We start from the raw sequence: 19,293 nt of genomic DNA, 5'->3' as shown, positions 1-19,293 counted from the left end.
CGGGTTGAGCCCAAGTAGCCTCGGCTCGTGGACGACCGTGAGCAGTACTTGCGATATCGGCATGATCGGATCGCGCTGGCGGCGATTGGCGCTCGTCTGGAGTCCCAGGTCAGTCGGGTCAGCGTGCGGTTGCCTCGGTCTCTGGCTGAGTCGGCGGTTGCCGCCTGGAATCGTGAAGAACTGGGTGGGATCGGCGAGGAGAGTCGCGAAGAGTACGAACTGCGTGACGATGCCGCTGAACTGGCTTTGATCGGCCTGGCGATCAGCGAGCGCGGTGTGTGGGACGGAGAAGAGGCTGTCGTCGACCTGGATGTCGTTCAGGTCGCCGCGGCATTACGGGCCGGGCGGTAGGTCAGGCGGCAGCGACGAGAGGTCGTCCACCCCAGCGGATGCCTTTCTCACTGCGGATGCGGGCACGTTCGCGGCGTTGCGCGGCCAGGACGTCGGGGTGGCGGGCGTTGACGTTGCGCCAGCGCAGGTGTCGGTGCAGGTGGCGGATCAGCGCGGGGTGGCTGGGGTGGTTCGAGCTGGCGATCACGAAGGTGCGTAGCGGCCCGAACTGGGCTTCGATCGGGTTGGCCCAGGAAGCGTAAGTCGGGGTGAAGCACAGTTCGACCTTGTTCCGCGCCGCCCACGCGCGGATCTTGGCGCCTTTGTGCGCGGACAGGTTGTCCAGGATGACGTAGATCGGTGCTCCGTCCGGCCTGACTCGGCGGATCGACTTGAGTGCGGTCAGGGTGTTCGCGGCACTTTTGCGGCGGCGCACGACGCCCCAGAGCCGGTCGTCGCCCACCGAGTAGCAGCCGTGGAACTGCCGGACGCCGTGCAACTTGTGATAATTCGCGGGCAGCCGATGCGGGTGGCCCTGGGGGCCCAGCCGGTGCCGGCCTGTGGGCGGATGACGAGGGGGCCGAACTCGTCGAACGCGAACACCCGCTGCGGGAAGTTGCTGGTGACGTAGTCGATGCGGGCGAGTTTGGTATCGCGCTGCGGGTCGGTGGACTCCTTCCATGTCTTGGTCCGTTGAAAGCTGATCCCGTGCTTGATCAGCAGCTGCCGCAGCCGTTCCCGCCTGATCTCGATCGGGCGGGTGGCTTGTGAGCACAGGTAGTCGGCGAGCTTGCGCACGCTCCACCGGGTGAACGGCCGCCCCAAGGCTTCGGGGCGGGTGTTGGCCGTCTCGACGATGAACTGCTGATCGTCAGGACTGATCTGGCGGGGACGGCCACCCGCCCACCGAGGGTCCAGGCAGGCCATGCCCATCTCGTTGAACCGGTGGATGACCTGGCGGATCGTGTCCTCGTCGGCCTGCACGAGACGGGCGATCGCCGGCACCGTGTTCCCACCGGCCGAGGCCAGCACGACCATCGCCCGCCGTAATCGGATCGGTGAACCATTACCTCTGCGAGTGATACGCAACAGCTGCTGACCCTCCTGGTCACTAAGCCGCCGCACACGTACGGGATCTGCCACCGCCTCAGCCTGACCGTCACAACACCGCAGACCCCGCAAGGTCTACGGCGTGTCAGCCACACCGTGAACGTTCATGGTCACGGCACTAGACACCTTCCGTGGTCCTTCCGTGGGTTGGTTGGTGGGTTGGCGGAGAGCCGCGGCGGCGGTGCCTCCGTGGGTCGGTCAGGGTTCGGCGAGGCGTGCCGCGAAGGCCATCAGGTCGCGGCGTTCGATCGCGGCCGCCATCAGGTCCGGGAAGGCGTCCGGCGTGCACGCGAAGGCCGGCACCCCCAGGGCCGCCAGGGCCGCCGCGTTCTCGTGGTCGTAGGCCGGTGCGCCCTCGTCCGAGAGCGCCAGCAGCACCACCACCTGGACGCCGGCCGCCGTCATCTCCGCCACCCGGCGCAGCATCTGCTCGCGGACGCCGCCCTCGTACAGGTCGCTGATCAGCACGAAGATGCTGTCCCTCGGCCGCGTGATCAGTTGCTGGCTGTAGCCGATCGCCCGGTTGATGTCCGTCCCGCCGCCGAGCTGCGTGCCGAACAGAACCTCGACCGGGTCGCTCAGCTGGTCGGTCAGGTCGACCACCGAGGTGTCGAAGACCACCAGCGACGTGCGTAGCGAGCGCATCGACGCCAGCACCGCCGCGAACACCCCGGAGAACACCACCGATGCCGCCATCGAGCCGGACTGGTCGACGCACAGCACCACGTCGCGCTGGATCGCGGTGGCGCGGCGGCCGTAGCCGATCAGGCGTTCCGGGATCACCGTGCGGTGTTCCGCCTGGTAGTGCTTCAGGTTCGCGCGGATCGTCCGGTCCCAGTCGATGTCCGCGTGCCGGGGCCGGCTGATCCGCGCCGCCCGGTTCAGCGCGCCGCTGACCGCCGCCCGGGTGTGCTGGGAGATGCGCCGCTCCAGCTCGGCGACGACCTTGCGGACCACCTGCCGCGCCGCGTCCTTGGTCCGCTCCGGCATCACCGCGTTCAGCGAGAGCAGCGTTCCGACCAGGTGCACGTTCGGCTCGACCGCGTCCAGCATCTCGGGCTCCAGCAGCAGCCGGGTCAGGTCGAGGCGTTCGATCGCGTCCGCCTGCATCACCTGCACGACCGTGCTGGGGAAGTATTCGCGGATGTCGCCCAGCCAGCGGGCCACCTTCGGCGCGGATCCGCCGAGGCCCGCGGACCGCGAGGTGCCGGGCCCCTCACCGTCTCCGCCCGAGTCGTAGAGGGCGGACAGCGCCGCATCCATCGCGGCGTCGCGGCCCTGCGCCGTACCCAGAGAGTCCTGCGCCGGCCCGCCCAGCACCAGCCGCCAGCGGCGCAGCCGTTCGCGGCGCGCCGGATCCTCGATGTCCGTCATTCGACCTCCCGGCCCAGCAGCGCACTCAGGGTCGGCAGCACCAGGGCCGCCCGCTCGTGGTCGAGCACCAGCGGTTCGGCGCCCGCCCGCCCGGCGGCGCCCGGGCCCGCGATCCGCTCGCCGATCGCCCGCCGCTCGCCCGCGGCGAACCCGCCGAAGGTGCGGCGCAGCAACGGCAGCACGTCGTCGAACGCGTCCGCCGGGATGTCGGCGAGCCAGCCGTCGAGCAGCTCCAGCAACGTGTCGTCGTGCACGAGCAGTAGACCGCCGCCGGCGAGGAAGCCCTCCACCCAGGCGGCGCCGTGCGCGGGCGGCGTGCCGACGGTCAGCGGCAGCCGCAGCCGCCGCAGCACCTCCGCGATGCCGAGGCGGCCGGCGTCGAGCAGCAGGCGGGTCAGCCGTCCGGCGAGCAGACCGTGCAGGTCGGCGCGCCCGGAGACGGAGGCGAGCGTGGTCAGCCAGCGTTCCCGCAGGTCGCCGTCGTCCAGCAGGCTCACCGCGGCGTGCACGCCGTCGACGTGCCCGCGCAGCTGCTTGGCGGCCTCGTCGGAGAGCGAGCCGGCGGCGGCCGGCAGCCCGGCGCAGACGCGGGCGAGCAGGCTCGCCGTCACAGTGGACAGACCGGCCACGTCGGTGCGGCGGACGTCGCCGTAGCGCAGGGTGCGGGCCAGCGCGGGGATCGCGGCCATCAGGTGGCCGATGTCCGAGTCGAGCGCGGCCCGGGTGTCGAGGGCGGCGAGCACGGGCGGGTAGGCGTCGGCCAGGTCGGCCAGCAGGCACACCTCGACCAGCTCGGTCACGTCGGCGAGCGCGGCGGCCCTACGGGCGGCGTCGATCACCTTCGTGGTCGCCGCGACGGCGACGGTCGTGCCCCACATGCTGCCCTCGACCAGCCGGACCGCGAACTCCGGCTGCCAGCACAGCCGCCACTGCTCGCGGAACGTCCCGGTACCACGCCGGGCCGTCTCCGCCTCGCCCCACGGCACGCCGATGGTGCGCAGCCGGTGCAGCAGGCGGCTGCGGGACAGATCGATGTCGCGGCGCAGGTCCAGCTCGAGCTCGCGTTCGAGCGCCTCGGGCTTGAGCCGCACGGTGCGCTGCTGCGCCACGAGATCCTTGGCCAGCGGCACGGCCGGCATGTCGTCGGGAACGCCGCCGAGCCGCTCGCCGACGACGAGGCGCCGGTCGATCAGCTCCAGGCGCAGCGGCTCGCCGTCGCACATGACGGCCTCGGCTGCCTCGGTCACCTCCGTGAGCCCGGCCAGCGGGCGCCCGCGGACCGTGGCGAGCGCCTCGGCGAGCCGGGTGGCCTCGATGACGTGCGCCGACGAGGTGGGTACGCCCTCGGCGCGCAGCACCCCGGCGGCGTCGACGAGCCACCGCGGCACGACGTCGTCGGCGGTCGTGAACAGGTGGTGGTACCAGCCCGGCGACCGCACGCCCGCGCCGTAGCCGGAGTGCGAGGCCAGCCGGCCGTATGTCCACGGCACCCAGGTGAAGGCGACCCTGGCCTTCTTGCGCCCCTTGAGCAGCGCGGCATCCTCCTTGGCGGTGACCTTGCGGGTCAGCGCGGGGACGTGCCATGCGCCGCACACGACCGCGATGTTGTCGTGGGTGCGGCGAACCTCGCGCAGCACCGTGCGCATGTAGGCCTCGCGGACGAGATCCTCGGGGTCCTCGGGCGACGACTCGCGGATGGCGGCCATCGCCTCGGCTATGGCCTCGAACGCGGGCATCCCCCGGTGCTCGACGACGTCCTCCCACCAGCGCTCGGGATCGTCGTATCCGGCGGCGGCGGCGAGCTCCCCGATCGGATCGACCGGCCGCACCCGCACCCGCGCCGCGCCGGCCTCCGCCTCGGCGGGAGTCTGCGACGCCGGTGGCGCCGGGACCATCCTGTCCGGACCGCCGGGCTCCGGCGGCACCGGCCCGCCGCCGGTGTCCGAGGCGCCCCGGTCGCCGGGCATCGCCGGTCCGGCACCGCTTCCGCCGGGCACGTCGACCTCACCGTCGCGATCGTGCCCCGCTGGGGGCGTCGTCTGTGTCCCGGGCGTGGCTGCGGGGTGGTGGCCGGTTGGGGGCGCCTGTGTCGCGGGTGTGATCGCCGGTTCGTGCCCGGCCGGTGGTGTCGCCTGCGTCTCGGGCGTGGTTGCCAAGTGGTGGTCGGCCGGGCGCGTCACTGGTGTCGCGGGCGCAACTGCTGGGTGGTGGCCGGTTGGGGGCATCGCGCGTGTCTCGGGCATGGTGGCCGGGTGGGGGCTGGTTGGGGGTGTTGAAGGTGTGCCGGTGGGGTCCATATCGGAGGGCAGGGGTGGGGATGCGGTGGGGGGCGGGCCGGCGGCCGGTGGGGTGTCCGGGGTGCGGTCGTCGGTGAGGCGGTAGGAGTAGGGCAGGTCGAAGAAGCGGACCGGCACCTGGTTCTCCACGGCCCAGCGGATCGCCTGCCACTCCGGCGAGAAGACCGCGAACGGCCAGAAGGCCGCCCGGCTGGGGTCGTCCGCCGCGTAGCCCAGCAGCGCCACCGGCGGCTCCAGGCCGGTGTCCGCCGCCCAGCGGATCAGGTCGTCCGCCTCCGGCGGGCCCTCGATCAGCAGCATCCCGGGGCGCTGGCGATTCAGCTCCTGTACGACCGCTCGGGCCGAGCCCGGCCCGTGGTGGCGGATGCCGTAGAGCTGCTCAGGCATCGCGGGCGGCACGGTAGAAGTCGCGCCAGTCGGTGCGCTCGCGGACGACCGTCTCGAGGTATTCGCGCCAGACCACGCCGTCCGAGGCCGGGTCCTTGATGACCGCGCCGACGATGCCCGCGGCCACGTCGGACGGGTGCAGGTTGCCGTCGCCGAAGTGTGCGGCCAGGGCCATGCCGTTGGTGATCACCGAGATCGCCTCGGCGGGTGAGAGCGTGCCGGTCGGCGACTTCAGCTTGGTGCGGCCGTCCTCGGTCAGGCCGGTGCGCAGCTCGCGGAAGATGGTCACCACCCGGCGGATCTCCTCGAGGGCGGCGGGCACCTCGGGCAGGTCCAGCGACCTGCCGAGCTGGGCCACCCGGCGGGAAACGATCTCCACCTCGTCGTCGGCCGACGCCGGCACCGGCAGGACCACCGTGTTGAACCGGCGGCGCAGCGCGCTGGAGAGTTCGTTGACGCCGCGGTCGCGGTCGTTGGCGGTGGCGATCAGGTTGAAGCCGCGCTCGGCCTGCACCTCCGTGTTGAGCTCCGGCACCGGAAGGGTCTTCTCCGAGAGCACGGTGATCAGCGCGTCCTGCACGTCGGACGGGACGCGGGTCAGCTCCTCCATCCGGGCGATCGCGCCGGTCCGCATGGCGCGCATGATCGGACTGGGCACCAGCGCCGCCGCGGACGGGCCGTCCGCCAGCAGGCGGGCGTAGTTCCACCCGTAGCGGATCGCCTCCTCGGCCGTGCCGGCGGTGCCCTGCACCAGCAGGGTCGAGTCGCCCGAGATCGCCGCCGCGAGGTGCTCGGAGACCCAGGTCTTGGCCGTGCCGGGCACGCCGAGCAGGAGCAGCGCCCGGTCGGTGACCAGCGTGGACACCGCGACCTCCATGAGCCGCCGGGGCCCGACGTACTTCGGGGTGATCTTGGCGCCGTCGCCCAGGAGGTAGGTCACCACCGCCTGCGGGGAGAGCCGCCAGCCCGGCGGTCGCGGCCGGTCGTCGGCCGCGGCGAGCAGCGCGAGCTCCTCGGCATATTGATCCTCGGCGTGCGGTCGCAGTGCGGTCACTCGAACTCCTGTCTGTCCCACGGCCCGGCCGGCCCGTCGGCGCTGCTGATGACTGGCACGTTACTAAGCACCTCTGACAAGAACTGCGTTCCTTCAAGGACGGGCCGACGCCGGATCACGACGGCGGCCGCAGCTCCTGGAGCATCTCGTGGCGGAAGGTGAGGATCCGGGCCAGCTCGGCCACCGGCCGCACCCGGGACGGGTCGGCCGGCTGCTGATCGAGCCGCTCGGCCAGCCGGGCGACCTGCGCCGCGTAGCCGGGCGGCATGGCCATCGCCGCTGCCCGGCACAGCTCGGCGAGCTGCCAGCTGTGCTTGTCCGCGTGGACCCGGTGCGCGATGGTCTCCACCACCGCGACGGCGAGCTCGTCCGGCCAGGCGCCCGGGTGCACGGCCAGCAGCCGGTGCGCGAGGTGGTCCTCGCGGCGCAGGAAGTCGGCGGCGATGCGGGCCAGGTCGGCCGGCGGCAGCAGCAGGTGCAGGTCCCATCGGACGGCCTCGCGCAGCCCGGTGGCGCTTCCCCGGGCGTCGTTGCCGACCAGCGCGGCCGCCCAGGCGGAGTCGGATTGCATGATCGCCGCCTTGGCCCAGCCGTGTAGCAGCGGCGTCTCCCAGTCGTGGCCCCGGGCCAGGCCGACGACCGCGGCCGGGGAACGCTCGAAGGCCTCGGTCCAACCGGTCAGGGGCGTGCCGGCGATGATCTCCTCGAGCAGCCAGGCCTGCACTCCGGTGCCGTGTGCGGGCTGGGCGCCGACGCCGTCACGCCGCAGCTCGGTCGTCAGCTCCGCGGGCGGGGTGACGACGAGCCGGTCGCGCACGAGGGCACGGCGCTCCAGGCGCACCGCCGCCGTCGACCGGGCGGCCATCCGCCGGCACAGCGACGATCCCGGCAGCCGCCGCAGCAGGTCGAGAGCGGCCTCGCGCACCCCCTTGCGCCGGTCGTCGAGGGCTCGGTCGAGGAAGGCGTCGTCGTCGGGGGAGAGCCCCGTGCCGAGCGCGCTCACGAACCGGGCGCGGTCCTCGGGCGTCTCGGTCCGCCAGGTGCTCTCCAGCAGGGCGAGCCCGGCGGCCGGGTCGGTGCCGCGCAGCCGGGTGAGGTAGGCCAGGCGTTCGCCGCCGGTGCCGGTCTCCCACACCTCCGGATCCGTCGGCGGGGCAGCGCCGGGTGCCTCGTCGCGCAGCCAGCGCCAGTCGGGCCGCATCCCGGCGAGCCAGGTGCCGCGCCGGCCGGCGATGCGCCCGATCGCCGGCCGGACGGCGCCGTTGCGGCGGCCGGCGTCGAGCAGCGCGGGCAGCGACTCGGGCGGGGCGAATCCGCCGTGCTCGGCGGCCGCGGTCAGCCACTGTGCGAGCAACTCCTGCGCCTGCTGCGCGCCACCGGGCGCGCCGCCCTCGGTCAGCAACCGCAGCAGCCGGGCCCCGGCGGCCGCCGGCAGCGGCCGGCCGGTCTCCGCGGGTGCCGCCTCGACCGGCGCGTGCCCGGACGAGGGCGTGACACCCGAACGCCGGTAGGTCAGGGCGGTGGCGGCGGCCTCGAGCAGGGCGGCCGCCGCGTCCGAGCCGCCACCGGGCGCGGTTCCCGGTGCGGCCGGGGTCAGGGTCCGATCGCCGACGTGCACGCCCGCCGACGTCCACGGCCGCCGGGCGGTGCCGACCAGGGCAGCCGCCAGCAGGTCGGCCGGGAGCTCCGGCGCACGCACCGCCCCGCCGTCCGGTGCCGGCGGGGGTGCCGGCAGGTATCGGCCCTCGACCCACGCCGCCAGCGGCCGCAGTCCCGAGGGCGACCACTCGCCCGCCACGGTCGCCGGCGACCCGCCGGCGGCCGCCAGCAGCCACCAGGGCTCCCGGTGCCCCGGCGCCAGCGGCAGGGACTCCCCGGCGGCGTCGATGATGAATCCGTCGGCACCGGGCACCACATCGGCCAGCAACACCGGCGCGTCGTGACGCCAGGGCTCGGCGGCCAGCGTCCTCGACCAGCCCGCCAGTGCCGTCCGCAGGCCCACGGCCGCCGCCGGCGCGGTCAGCGGCCGCGGAGTGCCGAACTGCTCCTTCACCAGCGCGCGCAGCGGCGCGGCGCCCGGGTAGAAACAGAGCGCCGCCTCGACCGTCGTGCCCGGCACCACCTCGGCGGCAAGCGACTGCCCCGGCGCCGCGAACGACAGCAGCAACGCGAACCGTCCACTGCCGACCCCGAGCAGCCACGTCCGCCGCGTCGTTATCGCGCCCTCCTCGCTGTCGACCTGCCCCAGCACCTGCCACAGATCCCGGATCTCCGCGGTGGCGAGCACGTCCTGGTTGGCGACCGGGAACCCGATCCGCGACCGGACCGTGGCGGCCAGCGCAGGCGGCAGCGCGCCGAGCCGCTCATGACCCGCGACCAGCAGCCGCAGCATCGCGAGCTCGCCGAGCAGCCGGTCGGCCCAGTGCGGCCCGATGCCCGCGATGCCGCCCAGCCGGCGCACCGCCGAGGCGGCCGCCGGTGCCTGCGCGTCGACGAGGCGGGCGGCCATCGTCTCGTAGGGCCGGTGCCCCGCCCGCTCCGCGCCGGCCAGACCCTGCTGCACCTGGTCGTCCAGCCATCGCCGCAGCTCGGCCATGCCGGCCGCGACCCGGTCCGCTCGCTGCTGGGCGCGTTTGCGGGCGGCGGCCGGGTCGGCCGGTCCGCTCGCCCTCGCCGGGGCGGCCTTGGCGGCGCGGGACGCCTGCCACTCGGCGGCGAAGGCGGGCGCCGGGGCCTCGACCGAGCCGCCACCGGACCAGTAGAGCAGCAGCCCGAGCGCGTGCTTGCAGGGGAACTTGCGGCTCGGACACGAGCACCTGTATGCCGGCCCGGCCAGGTCGACACAGACCTGGTACGGGTTCTTGCCGCTGACCTTGCACAGCCCCCACAGGACCTCGTCGAGCAGGCCGGCCTCCTGCCACCGCGTGGCGCCGCTGACACCACGGGCGCCTTTCAGCGAGCTCGCGTCGGGAGCCAGGGCCTCGATCTGCGCGGTGGACCATCGTTCAACGGGCACCGGAGCACTGTAGAAGCCGGGTACGACGTTCTGCTCCCGGAAGGGTGACGCCCCAGCTCACGCCGCCGGACGGTCGCGACCCGAACGGCGCGGCGCGTAGCTAGGCTGCCGACGATGGACGCCGGTCCGCAGCGCCGTCGACGAGGTACGTCATGGAGGACGGGAAATGAAGGTCATCATCTTCGGCGCGACCGGCATGGTCGGCCAGGGCGCGCTGCGCGAGAGCCTGCTCGCGGCGGACGTCGAGCAGGTGCTCGCGGTGGGGCGCAGGCCGACCGGGGTGCGGCATCCGAAGCTCCGGGAGGTCACGACGGCGGACTTCGCCGATCTCACCCCGATCGAGGACGATCTGCGCGGCTACGACGCCTGCTTCTACTGCCTCGGTGTCTCGTCGGTCGGGCTCAGCGAGGCGGAGTACACCCGGATCTCGTACGACTATCCGGTCGCGGCCGCGCACCTGCTCGCCAGGCTCAACCCCGAGACGACCTTCCTGTACGTGTCGGGCGCCGGCACGAATCCCGACGGCCGCGCCATGTGGGCGCGGGTCAAGGGCCGCACCGAGGTCGAGGTCATCAAGACCTTCCCGAACGGGTACGCGATGCGCCCGGCCTTCATCCAGCCGACACACGGCGCCACCTCGCGGACGGGCCTCTACCGCGCCCTGTACACGGCCACCGCGCCGCTGATGCCGCTGCTCGGGCGCCTGGTGCCCAGGTACGTCACCAGCACCGATCGGCTCGGCCGGGCCATGCTGCGGGCGGCCCGCACCGGCTTCCCCACGCACGTCGTGGAGAACGCGGACCTGCGCTGAGGCCTCTCGACAACGCGGGGGCGTGACCCGCGAGGAGTTCCTAAGGCTTGCGGGCGACGCCCGCGTACATCGCGATGTGTGCCGGGTCCGGCCGCGGCTCCGTCTCGTCCTCCGCGCGCCACTCGCTCACCGGTGACACGCCGGGCTCGATCAGCTCGAACCCGTCGAATAGGGCGGTGAACTCGGCCCGGTCCCGCGGCCAGATGTTGGTGATGCCGGCCGCCAGGGCGTCGTCGTAGGCCGCCGCCATCTTCGGCGCGAGGGGGTCCTTGGTGGCGTTCGTGACCACCAGGAAACTCCCGCTGGGCAGGGCGTCCATCAGGGTGCGCACCAGCGGCGCGCCGGCGCCGTACCCCTCGATGAAGTGCAGGACGGCCACCAGCATCAGCGCGACGGGCTCACCCAGATCGAGGGTCTCGCGCAGGGCGGGGTCCGCCACGATCTCCTCGGGCGACCGCAGGTCGGCCTCGAGGTAGGTGGTCCTGCCCTGCGGCGTGCTGGTCAGCAACGCCCGCGCGTGCACCATGACCATGGGGTCGTTGTCGACGTAGACGACGCGGCTGTCGGGCGCGATGCGCTGCGCGACCTCGTGGGTGTTGTCGGCCGTCGGCAGCCCGGTGCCGATGTCAAGGAACTGCCGGACGCCCGCCTCGGCGACCAGGTAGCGCGTCGCCCGCCGCAGGAAGCGGCGGTTCTCCAGGGCCGCGATCCGGGCCGTCGGGAAGGTCTTGAGGATCTCGTCACCGGAGGCGCGGTCGACCGCGAAGTTGTCCTTGCCGCCGAGCCAGTAGTTGTACCGGCGGGCCGGCTGAGCGGTCGAGCTGTCGATCTGGTCGCTCACGGGGCCTCCAGGGTGGACTTGCCGATCATCGTAGGGCGTCACTGCCCGGGCCGCCGCCCCGGCCGCCCCGCACCGTCGCCGGGTGGCTCGACCAGGGGCGCAGCGGTGATCCGGCCGGGGCGGAAAATGCCGGTCCCGGGCGATGTCCGGGATTTTCTGGCAGGGTGATCGGATGACCGCCAAGATCAGCACTTATCTTGTCCGGTGGACGGTCTGGGTCCCGGCCCTGGCCGTCGTGGCGCTCATCCTGACCTGGGGCCGCGACCTCCCGGCCGCGCTGGTGATCATCAGCGGGCTGCTGCTGGCGGGCGCGGTGCTCGCGGCCGTGCACCATGCGGAGGTGGTCGCGCACAAGGTCGGTGAGCCCTTCGGCTCGCTGGTCCTGGCCGTGGCGGTGACCGTGATCGAGGTCGCGCTGATCGTCACCTTGATGATCAGCGGTGGCGAGAAGACGCAGGCCCTCGCCCGCGACACGGTCTTCGCCGCCGTGATGATCACCTGCAACGGCATCATGGGCCTTTCCCTGCTGGTCGGAGCGGTACGCAGGCGCTTCGCGGTCTTCAACCCGGAGGGCACCGGCGGCGCGCTGGCCGCGGTCGCCACGATCGCCACCGTGTGCCTGGTCCTGCCCAGCTTCACGACCAGCCGACCGGGCGCGCAGTTCTCGCCGGCGCAGCTGACCTTCGCGGCGGTGGCCTCGCTCTGCCTGTACCTGCTCTTCGTGCTGGTGCAGACGCACCGGCACCGCGACTACTTCCTGCCGATAACGACCGCGGGCAGGGTGATCGAGGAGGAGCACCTGGAGCCGCCCACCGGCCGGGCGGCGCTGGCCAGCCTGGGTCTCCTGCTGGTCGCCCTGGTCGCGGTGGTCGGCCTGGCGAAGGGCGTCTCGCCGGCGATCGAGTCGGCGGTGGCGAAGGCGGGGATGCCGGCGGCCGTGGTCGGCGTGGTGATCGCCCTGCTGGTGCTGCTGCCGGAGACGATCGCGGCGGTCCGCGCGGCCGCCCGGGACCGCATCCAGACGAGCCTGAACCTGGCGCTCGGCTCGTCGATGGCGAGCATCGGCCTGACCATCCCGGCGATCGCGATCGCCATGATCTGGCTGCCGGGGCCGTTGCTGCTCGGGCTGGGCGGCACCCAGATGGTGCTGCTCGCGCTGACGGTGGTGGTGGGGACGCTGACGGTGGTGCCGGGCCGGGCGAACGTCCTGCAGGGCGGCATCCATCTGAGCCTGCTGGCGGTCTTCCTCTTCCTGGCCGCCAGCCCGTAGGCCCGGCGGGCTCCCCTCACGCCGACTGGCGCAGTACCAGGGTCGGCTCGTAGATCACCGAGGAGATCCGCATGCTCGGGTCGTCGATCCGGGCCAGCAGCAGCCGCGCGCTCTCGGCCGCCATGTCCTCCAGCGGATGCCGCACCGTCGTCAGCGCCGGGCTCGCCGCCACGGCCGCGCTGCTGTCGTCGAAGCCCACCATCGCGACGTCCTCCGGCACTCGCCGGCCCGCGTCGCGCAGCGCGAGCAGCGCGCCCAGTGCCATCAGGTCGTTCGCCACGAAGACGCCGTCGACGCCGGGACTCTCCGCGAGCAGCGTGCGCATCGCGTCCTCGCCGCTCTCCTGGGTGAAGTTGCCGGACGCCAGCGGCACCCAGGCGTGGCCGTGCCGGGCCATCGAGCGCCGGAACCCGGCGATCCGGTCGTTGCTCGCCGGCACGTCCGCCGGGCCCGAGATCATCCCGATCCGCTGGCAGCCGCGTTCGACCAGGTGGTCGGCGGCCAGCGAAGCGCCGGTGTCGTTCGCCAGGTCCACGTAGTTGATCGGCACCGGGTCGGCCGGGCGGCCGATCATCACCGCCGGGACCCCGGCGTCCGTGAGCATCCGCGGCAGCGGGTCGTGGCCGGGCAGCGACAGCACGATCACGCCGTCGGCCTGGCCGTGGCGCAGGTCGCCGACCAGCCGGGTGCGCTGTTCCTCCGTGCCCACGATCTGCAGCGCCAGCTGGATCCCCGCCGCCCGCAGCACGCTCATCAGGCCGCCGACCACCCGGCCGAAGTACGGGTCCGCGAAGAACCGGCCCATGAACGGGTCGTCGTCGTGCGACTCGGAGTCGGAGACGACCAGCGCCACCGTGCCCGTCCGGCGGGTGACCAGCGAACGGGCCAGCCGGTTCGGCACGTAGCCGGTCTGGCCGACCGCGTTCCACACCATCTCGTGCAGCTGCGGATCCACGTTGCGGATGCCGTTGATCACGCGGGACACGGTGGCCCGGGAGACCCCGGCGACCCGGGCCACGTCCTCAAGGGTCGGCAGTCGCTCGCCGACGGGCACCCGCCCGGTGCCGGCGGTCATCGGGTCGTGTTCCGGGTCTGCATAACATTTTTATAGCACACCTTGGAGAGCGCTCTCCGAAAGTCTTGTTCCGGCCGGTCCCAGGCCCGCGCGGTTCCGGATCTGCCTCGACATATTGACGGACGTGCAACCTTGGCGTAACACTTCGGAAAGCGCTCTCCAAGTACGTCCCGCATCGCCCGGCCGATCCCCGCACCGCCGAGGCGTGGTGCTCCGCCACGCCGTCATGCCGGTGTCCGACCGGGTGAGGCACCCGTCCTCATCGCAGTGGGAGAACTCATGAGATCAGGGAAAAGCCGGCTCAGACGGCTCATCGCGCCGCTCGGCGTGGCCGCCGTCGCCGGATCGCTGCTGGTGGCGGGGGTTCAGTCGGCGCACGCCGCCGACAGCCTGCTGTCACAGGGCAGGCCGGCCCTCGCCTCGTCGCTGGAGAACGGCGAATCGCCCGCGGCCGCCGCGGTCGACGGCCGCGCGGACACCAGGTGGGGCAGCCAGTGGGCCGACCCGCAGTGGCTGCGCGTCGACCTCGGCGGCACCGCGACGGTCACCCAGGTCGTGCTGCAGTGGGAGGCCGCGTACGCGCGGGCCTTCCAGGTGCAGACCTCGCCCGACGGCAACGCCTGGAGCACCGTCTACAGCACCACGACGGCCACCGGCGGCACCCAGACGCTGGCGGTCAACGGCACCGGCCGCTACGTGCGCATGTACGGCACCCAGCGCGGAACCGGCTACGGCTACTCGCTGTACGAGTTCAAGGTCTACGGCACGAGCAGCACCCCGCCGCCGATTGGCGGTGCCGGCTACGTCCCGGCCAACCCGCCGGTCACCGGCGTGGTCCCGTCGACGGCCACCCCGCCGGCGACGAACCCGCCGACGACACACCACGAGTTCCAGGCGAACTGCTCGGTGAGCCGGTCGAACCTGCCGGACGACCCGATCGTCTTGCCGAACCTGCCGGGCGCCTCGCACTCGCACACGTTCATGGGCAACACCACCACGAACGCGGCGACGACCCTGGCCAGCCTGAACGCCGGCGGGACCTCCTGCATCACGCCGGGCGACAAGACCGGCTACTGGATGCCGACGCTGCTCAACGGCGACACCGCCGTCCAGCCGGTCGGCCGCCAGGTCATCTACTACAAGAGCGGCGTGATCGACTACCGCAGCGTCCGCCCGTCCCCGCCCGGCCTGCGGTACGTCGTGGGCAGCCCGGCGGCGACGCTTGACGAGTTCCGCAACGCGCCCGGCGCGGTCGAGGGCTGGGAGTGCGGCGACAGCGTCCGGAACTGGGACTTCCCCGGTACGTGCCCGGCGGGCACCCAGCTGAACATCCGTTACCAGGCCCCGAGCTGCTGGGACGGCGTCTACCTGGACACGCCGGACCACAAGAGCCACATGGCGTACCCGACCGTCGGCGTCTGCCCGGCCAGCCACCCGGTGGCCGTGCCGATGGTCGAGTTCAAGATGGCGTTCCCGGTCAGCGGCAACATGTCGAACGTGCGGCTGTCGAGCGGGCGGGCCTACTCGTTCCACTACGACTTCTACAACGCGTGGGACGCGCCGACCCTCAATGCGCTCGTCACACACTGCATCCGGGGCGGGCTGCAGTGCGACCCGCGCGGCTTCGACCAGTACAAGCCGGACCGCGGCGCGGCACTCAACGAGAACTACGTCCTGCCGTAACAGGACGAACGAATTCGTCCGGGCGCCGAAACCGGCGCCCGGACCATTCTCGACCACGTCGAAGGTGGAATTCGAAGCCAATTCTTCTGGCGATTCACCGGCCGTATCAAAGGGCTCGGCGGATCGCGGCCAGCCGCGGCAGATGCCGCTCCCGGCCGCTGATCACCCGCGTCGCCAGGGCCTTCGTCTCTGGTTCGACGCCGGCCTTCGCCTCGCTCTCGGCCAGCCGCACGCCCTGCTCGAAGTGTGCCTTCAGGTGTGCCGCCAGCAGCCTGTCGAACGTCGCACCCCGGACCGCGGCCGCCTGCGTGACGAGCTCCGGGGTCACCATGCCCGGCATCGGCATGCCCTTGTGCGGGTTCTCGGCCGGGAGTCCTGCCTGGTCGTGCAGCCCGCGAAGGGCTGACAGCTCCTGGTCGTTGAGGGCCGCCACCTCCGCGGCGAGCGCCTTGGTCTCCGCGCTCGAGCTGTGCGTCGCGACCAGCTCCAGCAGCGGCAGCAGCTCCTCGTTCATCGCGATGTTGATCTCCACCCAGGCGAGGTCGGTGCCGCCGAAGCGGCCCGCGCCGCTCGGTGCCGTGGAGCCGGCCACCGGGGGTGCGGCGGCGCCCGTGTCGCAGGCCGCGGCGCCGAGGAGCAGGGCCAGCAGGCAACCGACCACAGTGGTGCGCCGCCCGATTCTCACGCGAACTCCATTCGAAAGTGAGGCGTCCCAGTGTCGGCGCCGGCGGCGGGGGTGTCAACGTGTGAATGAGTCGGCGATGCCCGCCACGATTTCATTTCCGGAACCCCGATGTATTGACGCGGAGCAACACCGAGGTAACAATCGCCTTACTTGGAGAGCGCTTTCCAAAGATCAATTCCTGGTGGCCGTCTCGATTCACCGCGAGCGGGTGCCACTCCCGTCACGACAGGTAGGGGCCATGAATCCGATATCGCTGAACGCGCCGCCCCGGCGCGGGGCGCCACACCTTCACCGTCCTCGCCGCCGTCCTCGCCACCGCGCTCGGCCTGACCGCCGCCTCGGTCGCCACCCCGGCCGGTGCCGCCGATTCGTTGTTGTCGCAGGGCAAGGCCGCGACGGCGTCCTCTCAGGAGGGCGCCGATGTGTCGGCGGCCAAGGCGTCGACGGCGACGCGGGATCGCGGTGGTCGAGCCAGTTCAGCGACCCGCAGTGGCTTCAGGTCGACCTCGGCGCCACCGCCACGGTCAGCCAGGTGGTGCTGCAGTGGGAGGGCGCCTACGGCCGGGCATACAAGATCCAGACCAGTGCCGACGCCACCACCTGGACCGATATCTACGCCACCACCACCGGCACCGGCGGCACAGAGACCCTTACCGTGACCGGCACCGGCCGCTACGTGCGCATGTACGGCACCACCCGGGCCAGCGGCTACGGCTACTCGTTGTACGAGTTCAAGGTCTTCACCACCGGCGGAACCACGACGCCGCCCGTCGAGCCGACCGACCCGCGCAACCCGAACCTCGGCCCGAACGTCAACGTCTTCGACCCGTCGACGCCGCGAACAACGCGGCGAACCCGATCTCGCTGCACGACGTGTTCGTCCGGATCGGCGGCGCGGGCGCCGGCCGGGCCACCGACAGCGTCGTGGTCAACAGCAACCACGTGATCGGCGATCACCTGTGGCTGTGGCGCGCCGATCACGGCGCCGGCGTCGGCTGGTCGGTCAACGCCGCAGAACGGGGCCTGGTCGTCAACGGCGCCGACGTCACCATGTACGGCCTGTTCGTCGAGCACTTCCAGCGGTACCAGACGGTCTGGCACGGCGAACGCGGCCGGACGTACTTCTACCAGAACGAGATGCCGTACGAGATGCCGAACCAGGCGTCCTGGATGAACGGGACGACCCGCGGTTACGCGGCGTACAAGGTCGCCGACGCGGTGAACACCCACCAGGCCTGGGGCGTCGGTAGCTACTGCGTCTTCACCCTCGATCGGTCGGTGGTGGGTGAGCGCGCGATCGAGGTGCCGGTCAAGCCCGGCATCCGGTTCACCAACATGGTCACCGTTTCCCTGGGTGGCCAGGGCACCATCAACCGGATCATCAACGACAAGGGCGGTACGGCGCAGCGGGGCGCGGAGATCCGGTACCTGACGTCCGGCCCGTAACCACCGCACAGAATCCCCCTGCGCGCCACGGTGCCACCGAGGCTGTGGCGCGCAGGGGCTTCCACGCGTACCGGGCGGACCCGGGTTGACGGACCGGCAACCCGGCGCGTTTAGATGGCACGGTGAGCCGACCCGTTCTGCTGCTGGACCTCGACGGGGTGCTGAACCCGTTCGCCGCGTCCTCCTGCCCCGACGGTTACCTCGAGCGCGAGTTCTATCCGGGCGAGGGCCCGGAGCGCTACTGTCCCGCTCACGCTCCCTGGATCACGGAACTGGCCGAGGCCGGTGAGCTGTACTGGGCGAGCGCCTGGGGCGAGGACGCGAACACGCTCTACGGATCCGCGCTGGGCCTCGATCCGTTGCCGGTGGTGCCGTTCCCGCCGCTGCCCTTCCCGCCGGAGGCCAAGGTGTCGTCCGTGGCGAGGGTCGCGAGCGACCGACCCCTCGCCTGGATCGACGACAACCACACCGAGGCCGGGCGGCGGTGGGCCGCCGAGCGATCGGCACCCACCCTGCTGGTGCCGATCGATTCGGCGATCGGCTGGACCCGCGCCGACGTGGACCGGGTCCTGGCCTGGGCCGCCGGGCTGCCCGGCTGACGGGCGCCGTCAGGCGTTCTGCCACAGGCCGATCAGGTTGCCCTCCGTGTCGGTGACGTAGGCGGAGAAGCCCATCTCGCCGACCGGTTGGCGGGGAATCCTCACGGAACCGCCCAGCTTCTCGACCCGGGCTAGCGCGTCGTCCAGGTTCTCGACGCCGATCGTGATGACCGGGCCGGTGATCGGACCCTGCCGGGCGAGCATCCCGCCGTTGATGCCGCCGGTCTCGCCGGGCCGTCCCGACTCGTCCGTCGGCGTCGTCGTGACCATCGTGTAGCCCATCTGCGGCATGCTCTGCAGCTGCCAGCCGAAGGCCTCGCGATAGAAGGTGTGCGCCCGGTCGACGTCGTCGTAGGGGACTTCGAAATGGACCACCTTGTCCATGACCGCTCCTCAGGGTTGGCGTTCCCTGCCGACGTTAGTGCGTATCGCGCCGGCCGACGCGAAGTTCACGCTCCAGCTCCATGATCACCGCGCGCAGGTCGTCCAGGCGCTGGCTGATCGCGAGCCGGTCCAGCTCGTCCGGTACGCCGTCGCCGTCGGCGTCGAAGTCCGGTGCCAGGCCCTCGGTCATCTCCAGCCGGCGTACCTCCTCCATCGAGTTCACGATGACCGCGATCAGGATGTTCACCAGCAGGTTCGCCGTGATCAGGACGTAGCTGACGTAGTAGACGAGGGTCCACCGCGAGACCGCCAGCCCCTGATCGATCAGCTCGGGCAGCGTCTCCAGCGACAGCAGCACGAAGAGCGTCAGCACGGCCCGGCCGATGTTGCCGTACCCGTCGGGGTAGGTGTCCGCGAAGATCAGCCAGCCGGCCATCCCGTACACGTAGATGGTGACGAGCGCGAGTGCGAGGGCGCCGCCCACCCCGGGCAGGCTGCGCAGCAGCGCCGAGACGATCGTGCGCAGGCCGGGGGAGAAGCGCACCAGCCGCAGCACGCGGGCGATCCGGACCACCCGCAGGATCGTCGAGTCGCCGTGCAGGCCGGGCACGAACACGGCCAGGGTGACCACGAAGTCGAAGACGTTCCAGCCGTTGCGGAAGAAGTCCTGCGGGCGCCGGCCGTATGCCAGGATCCGGATCGCGATCTCGACCACGAACAGTCCGCGGAAGAACAGTTCGAGGCCGTGCAACAGCGGGCGCGCGTCGCCGAGGTGGGGATACGTCTCGAGGCCGAGCACGATCGCGTTCGCGCCGATGGCGATGACGATGACGATCTCGAACGCTCGCGATTCGGCGATGCGGGCGCACCACCGCGCGAGCTGAGACATTCGTCGATCTTACCGAGCGCCGCGGCGCCCCCTCACTATGTG

At 72.1% G+C, this 19,293-nt stretch carries 16 protein-coding genes and 1 pseudogene; 7 read left to right on the top strand and 10 right to left on the bottom strand.

Annotated features, from left to right (window positions below; genetic code table 11):
• Positions 1–27 precede the first annotated feature (27 nt).
• On the top strand, positions 28–351 hold the full coding sequence (locus AB0B58_RS15700; RefSeq protein ID WP_360223748.1) for a hypothetical protein: 324 nt from the start codon (positions 28–30) through the stop codon (positions 349–351).
• Position 352: 1 nt separating this feature from the next.
• Here AB0B58_RS15700 and AB0B58_RS15695 read toward each other — a convergent pair.
• The 5 genes and pseudogenes from AB0B58_RS15695 to AB0B58_RS15675 all read right to left on the bottom strand — a co-directional run bounded on the left by AB0B58_RS15695 (position 353) and on the right by AB0B58_RS15675 (position 9,568).
• Positions 353–1,473 (bottom strand): annotated as a pseudogene (locus AB0B58_RS15695) (IS630 family transposase).
• A 165-nt stretch (positions 1,474–1,638) separates the two neighbouring features.
• Positions 1,639–2,814 carry a VWA domain-containing protein gene (locus AB0B58_RS15690; protein ID WP_360223746.1) on the bottom strand — a complete coding sequence of 392 codons (1,176 nt, stop codon included), beginning with the start codon at positions 2,812–2,814 and terminating at the stop codon, positions 1,639–1,641.
• Entirely contained in the window at positions 2,811–5,498 is a 2,688-nt protein-coding gene (locus tag AB0B58_RS15685; RefSeq protein WP_360223744.1) for a DUF5682 family protein, read from the bottom strand. The genes AB0B58_RS15690 and AB0B58_RS15685 overlap by 4 nt, the downstream gene beginning before the upstream one ends.
• A complete protein-coding gene (locus AB0B58_RS15680; protein WP_360223742.1) occupies positions 5,491–6,552 on the bottom strand; it encodes an AAA family ATPase in 1,062 nt (353 codons plus the stop codon). The genes AB0B58_RS15685 and AB0B58_RS15680 overlap by 8 nt, the downstream gene beginning before the upstream one ends.
• A 115-nt stretch (positions 6,553–6,667) precedes the next feature.
• A complete protein-coding gene (locus AB0B58_RS15675; protein WP_360223740.1) occupies positions 6,668–9,568 on the bottom strand; it encodes an SWIM zinc finger family protein in 2,901 nt (966 codons plus the stop codon).
• A gap of 166 nt (positions 9,569–9,734) precedes the next feature.
• On the opposite strand from AB0B58_RS15675, the gene AB0B58_RS15670 reads away from it, so the two are divergent.
• Positions 9,735–10,379, top strand: coding sequence for an NAD-dependent epimerase/dehydratase family protein (locus AB0B58_RS15670; RefSeq protein ID WP_360223738.1), 645 nt, complete (start codon positions 9,735–9,737; stop codon positions 10,377–10,379).
• A 40-nt stretch (positions 10,380–10,419) separates the two neighbouring features.
• Here the strand turns inward: AB0B58_RS15670 and AB0B58_RS15665 are convergent, their stop codons facing one another.
• Entirely contained in the window at positions 10,420–11,220 is an 801-nt protein-coding gene (locus tag AB0B58_RS15665) for an SAM-dependent methyltransferase (protein ID WP_360223736.1), read from the bottom strand.
• A gap of 172 nt (positions 11,221–11,392) precedes the next feature.
• Here AB0B58_RS15665 and AB0B58_RS15660 point away from each other — a divergent pair, with 172 nt between their 5' ends.
• On the top strand, positions 11,393–12,490 hold the full coding sequence (locus AB0B58_RS15660; protein ID WP_360223734.1) for an ionic transporter y4hA: 1,098 nt from the start codon (positions 11,393–11,395) through the stop codon (positions 12,488–12,490).
• 16 nt (positions 12,491–12,506) lie between these two features.
• On the opposite strand, the gene AB0B58_RS15655 is transcribed toward AB0B58_RS15660, so the two are convergent.
• Positions 12,507–13,565, bottom strand: a complete 1,059-nt coding sequence (locus AB0B58_RS15655) for a LacI family DNA-binding transcriptional regulator (protein ID WP_360223732.1) — start codon at positions 13,563–13,565, stop codon at positions 12,507–12,509.
• A gap of 279 nt (positions 13,566–13,844) precedes the next feature.
• On the opposite strand from AB0B58_RS15655, the gene AB0B58_RS15650 reads away from it, so the two are divergent.
• Positions 13,845–15,248: a DUF1996 domain-containing protein gene (locus tag AB0B58_RS15650; protein WP_360223730.1), complete on the top strand. Its 1,404-nt coding sequence runs from the start codon at positions 13,845–13,847 to the stop codon at positions 15,246–15,248.
• 106 nt (positions 15,249–15,354) lie between these two features.
• On the opposite strand, the gene AB0B58_RS15645 is transcribed toward AB0B58_RS15650, so the two are convergent.
• The gene (locus tag AB0B58_RS15645) at positions 15,355–15,933 is read right to left on the bottom strand and encodes a DUF305 domain-containing protein (RefSeq protein ID WP_360223728.1); all 579 of its coding nucleotides are present in this window, start codon (positions 15,931–15,933) and stop codon (positions 15,355–15,357) included.
• A 76-nt stretch (positions 15,934–16,009) separates the two neighbouring features.
• Here AB0B58_RS15645 and AB0B58_RS15640 point away from each other — a divergent pair, with 76 nt between their 5' ends.
• The 3 genes from AB0B58_RS15640 to AB0B58_RS15630 all read left to right on the top strand — a co-directional run bounded on the left by AB0B58_RS15640 (position 16,010) and on the right by AB0B58_RS15630 (position 17,978).
• Positions 16,010–16,879 carry a discoidin domain-containing protein gene (locus AB0B58_RS15640; protein ID WP_360223726.1) on the top strand — a complete coding sequence of 290 codons (870 nt, stop codon included), beginning with the start codon at positions 16,010–16,012 and terminating at the stop codon, positions 16,877–16,879.
• The gene (locus tag AB0B58_RS15635; protein WP_360223724.1) at positions 16,807–17,379 is read left to right on the top strand and encodes a hypothetical protein; all 573 of its coding nucleotides are present in this window, start codon (positions 16,807–16,809) and stop codon (positions 17,377–17,379) included. The genes AB0B58_RS15640 and AB0B58_RS15635 overlap by 73 nt, the downstream gene beginning before the upstream one ends.
• Positions 17,380–17,501: 122 nt before the next feature.
• Positions 17,502–17,978: a hypothetical protein gene (locus tag AB0B58_RS15630; protein ID WP_360223722.1), complete on the top strand. Its 477-nt coding sequence runs from the start codon at positions 17,502–17,504 to the stop codon at positions 17,976–17,978.
• Positions 17,979–17,987: 9 nt separating this feature from the next.
• Here the strand turns inward: AB0B58_RS15630 and AB0B58_RS15625 are convergent, their stop codons facing one another.
• Both AB0B58_RS15625 and AB0B58_RS15620 read right to left on the bottom strand, forming a co-directional pair.
• Positions 17,988–18,362: a VOC family protein gene (locus tag AB0B58_RS15625; RefSeq protein WP_360223720.1), complete on the bottom strand. Its 375-nt coding sequence runs from the start codon at positions 18,360–18,362 to the stop codon at positions 17,988–17,990.
• 34 nt (positions 18,363–18,396) lie between these two features.
• A complete protein-coding gene (locus tag AB0B58_RS15620; RefSeq protein WP_360223718.1) occupies positions 18,397–19,251 on the bottom strand; it encodes an ion transporter in 855 nt (284 codons plus the stop codon).
• Positions 19,252–19,293: the final 42 nt, after the last annotated feature.

The organism is Actinoplanes sp. NPDC049118 (genome assembly GCF_040648555.1).
Lineage (GTDB): Bacteria > Actinomycetota > Actinomycetes > Mycobacteriales > Micromonosporaceae > Actinoplanes.
This window is presented reverse-complemented; position numbering and strand designations above follow the sequence as displayed.

Excerpts from the sequence above, each read along its gene's own strand:
- AB0B58_RS15650 (WP_360223730.1), top strand. The coding sequence starts at position 13,845 with ATGAGATCAGGGAAAAGCCGGCTCAGACGGCTCATCGCGCCGCTCGGC.
- AB0B58_RS15685 (WP_360223744.1), bottom strand. The coding sequence starts at position 5,498 with ATGCCTGAGCAGCTCTACGGCATCCGCCACCACGGGCCGGGCTCGGCC.
- AB0B58_RS15655 (WP_360223732.1), bottom strand. The coding sequence starts at position 13,565 with ATGACCGCCGGCACCGGGCGGGTGCCCGTCGGCGAGCGACTGCCGACC.
- AB0B58_RS15660 (WP_360223734.1), top strand. The coding sequence starts at position 11,393 with ATGACCGCCAAGATCAGCACTTATCTTGTCCGGTGGACGGTCTGGGTC.
- AB0B58_RS15690 (WP_360223746.1), bottom strand. The coding sequence starts at position 2,814 with ATGACGGACATCGAGGATCCGGCGCGCCGCGAACGGCTGCGCCGCTGG.
- AB0B58_RS15640 (WP_360223726.1), top strand. The coding sequence starts at position 16,010 with ATGCCCGCCACGATTTCATTTCCGGAACCCCGATGTATTGACGCGGAG.
- AB0B58_RS15625 (WP_360223720.1), bottom strand. The coding sequence starts at position 18,362 with ATGGACAAGGTGGTCCATTTCGAAGTCCCCTACGACGACGTCGACCGG.
- AB0B58_RS15620 (WP_360223718.1), bottom strand. The coding sequence starts at position 19,251 with ATGTCTCAGCTCGCGCGGTGGTGCGCCCGCATCGCCGAATCGCGAGCG.
- AB0B58_RS15670 (WP_360223738.1), top strand. The coding sequence starts at position 9,735 with ATGAAGGTCATCATCTTCGGCGCGACCGGCATGGTCGGCCAGGGCGCG.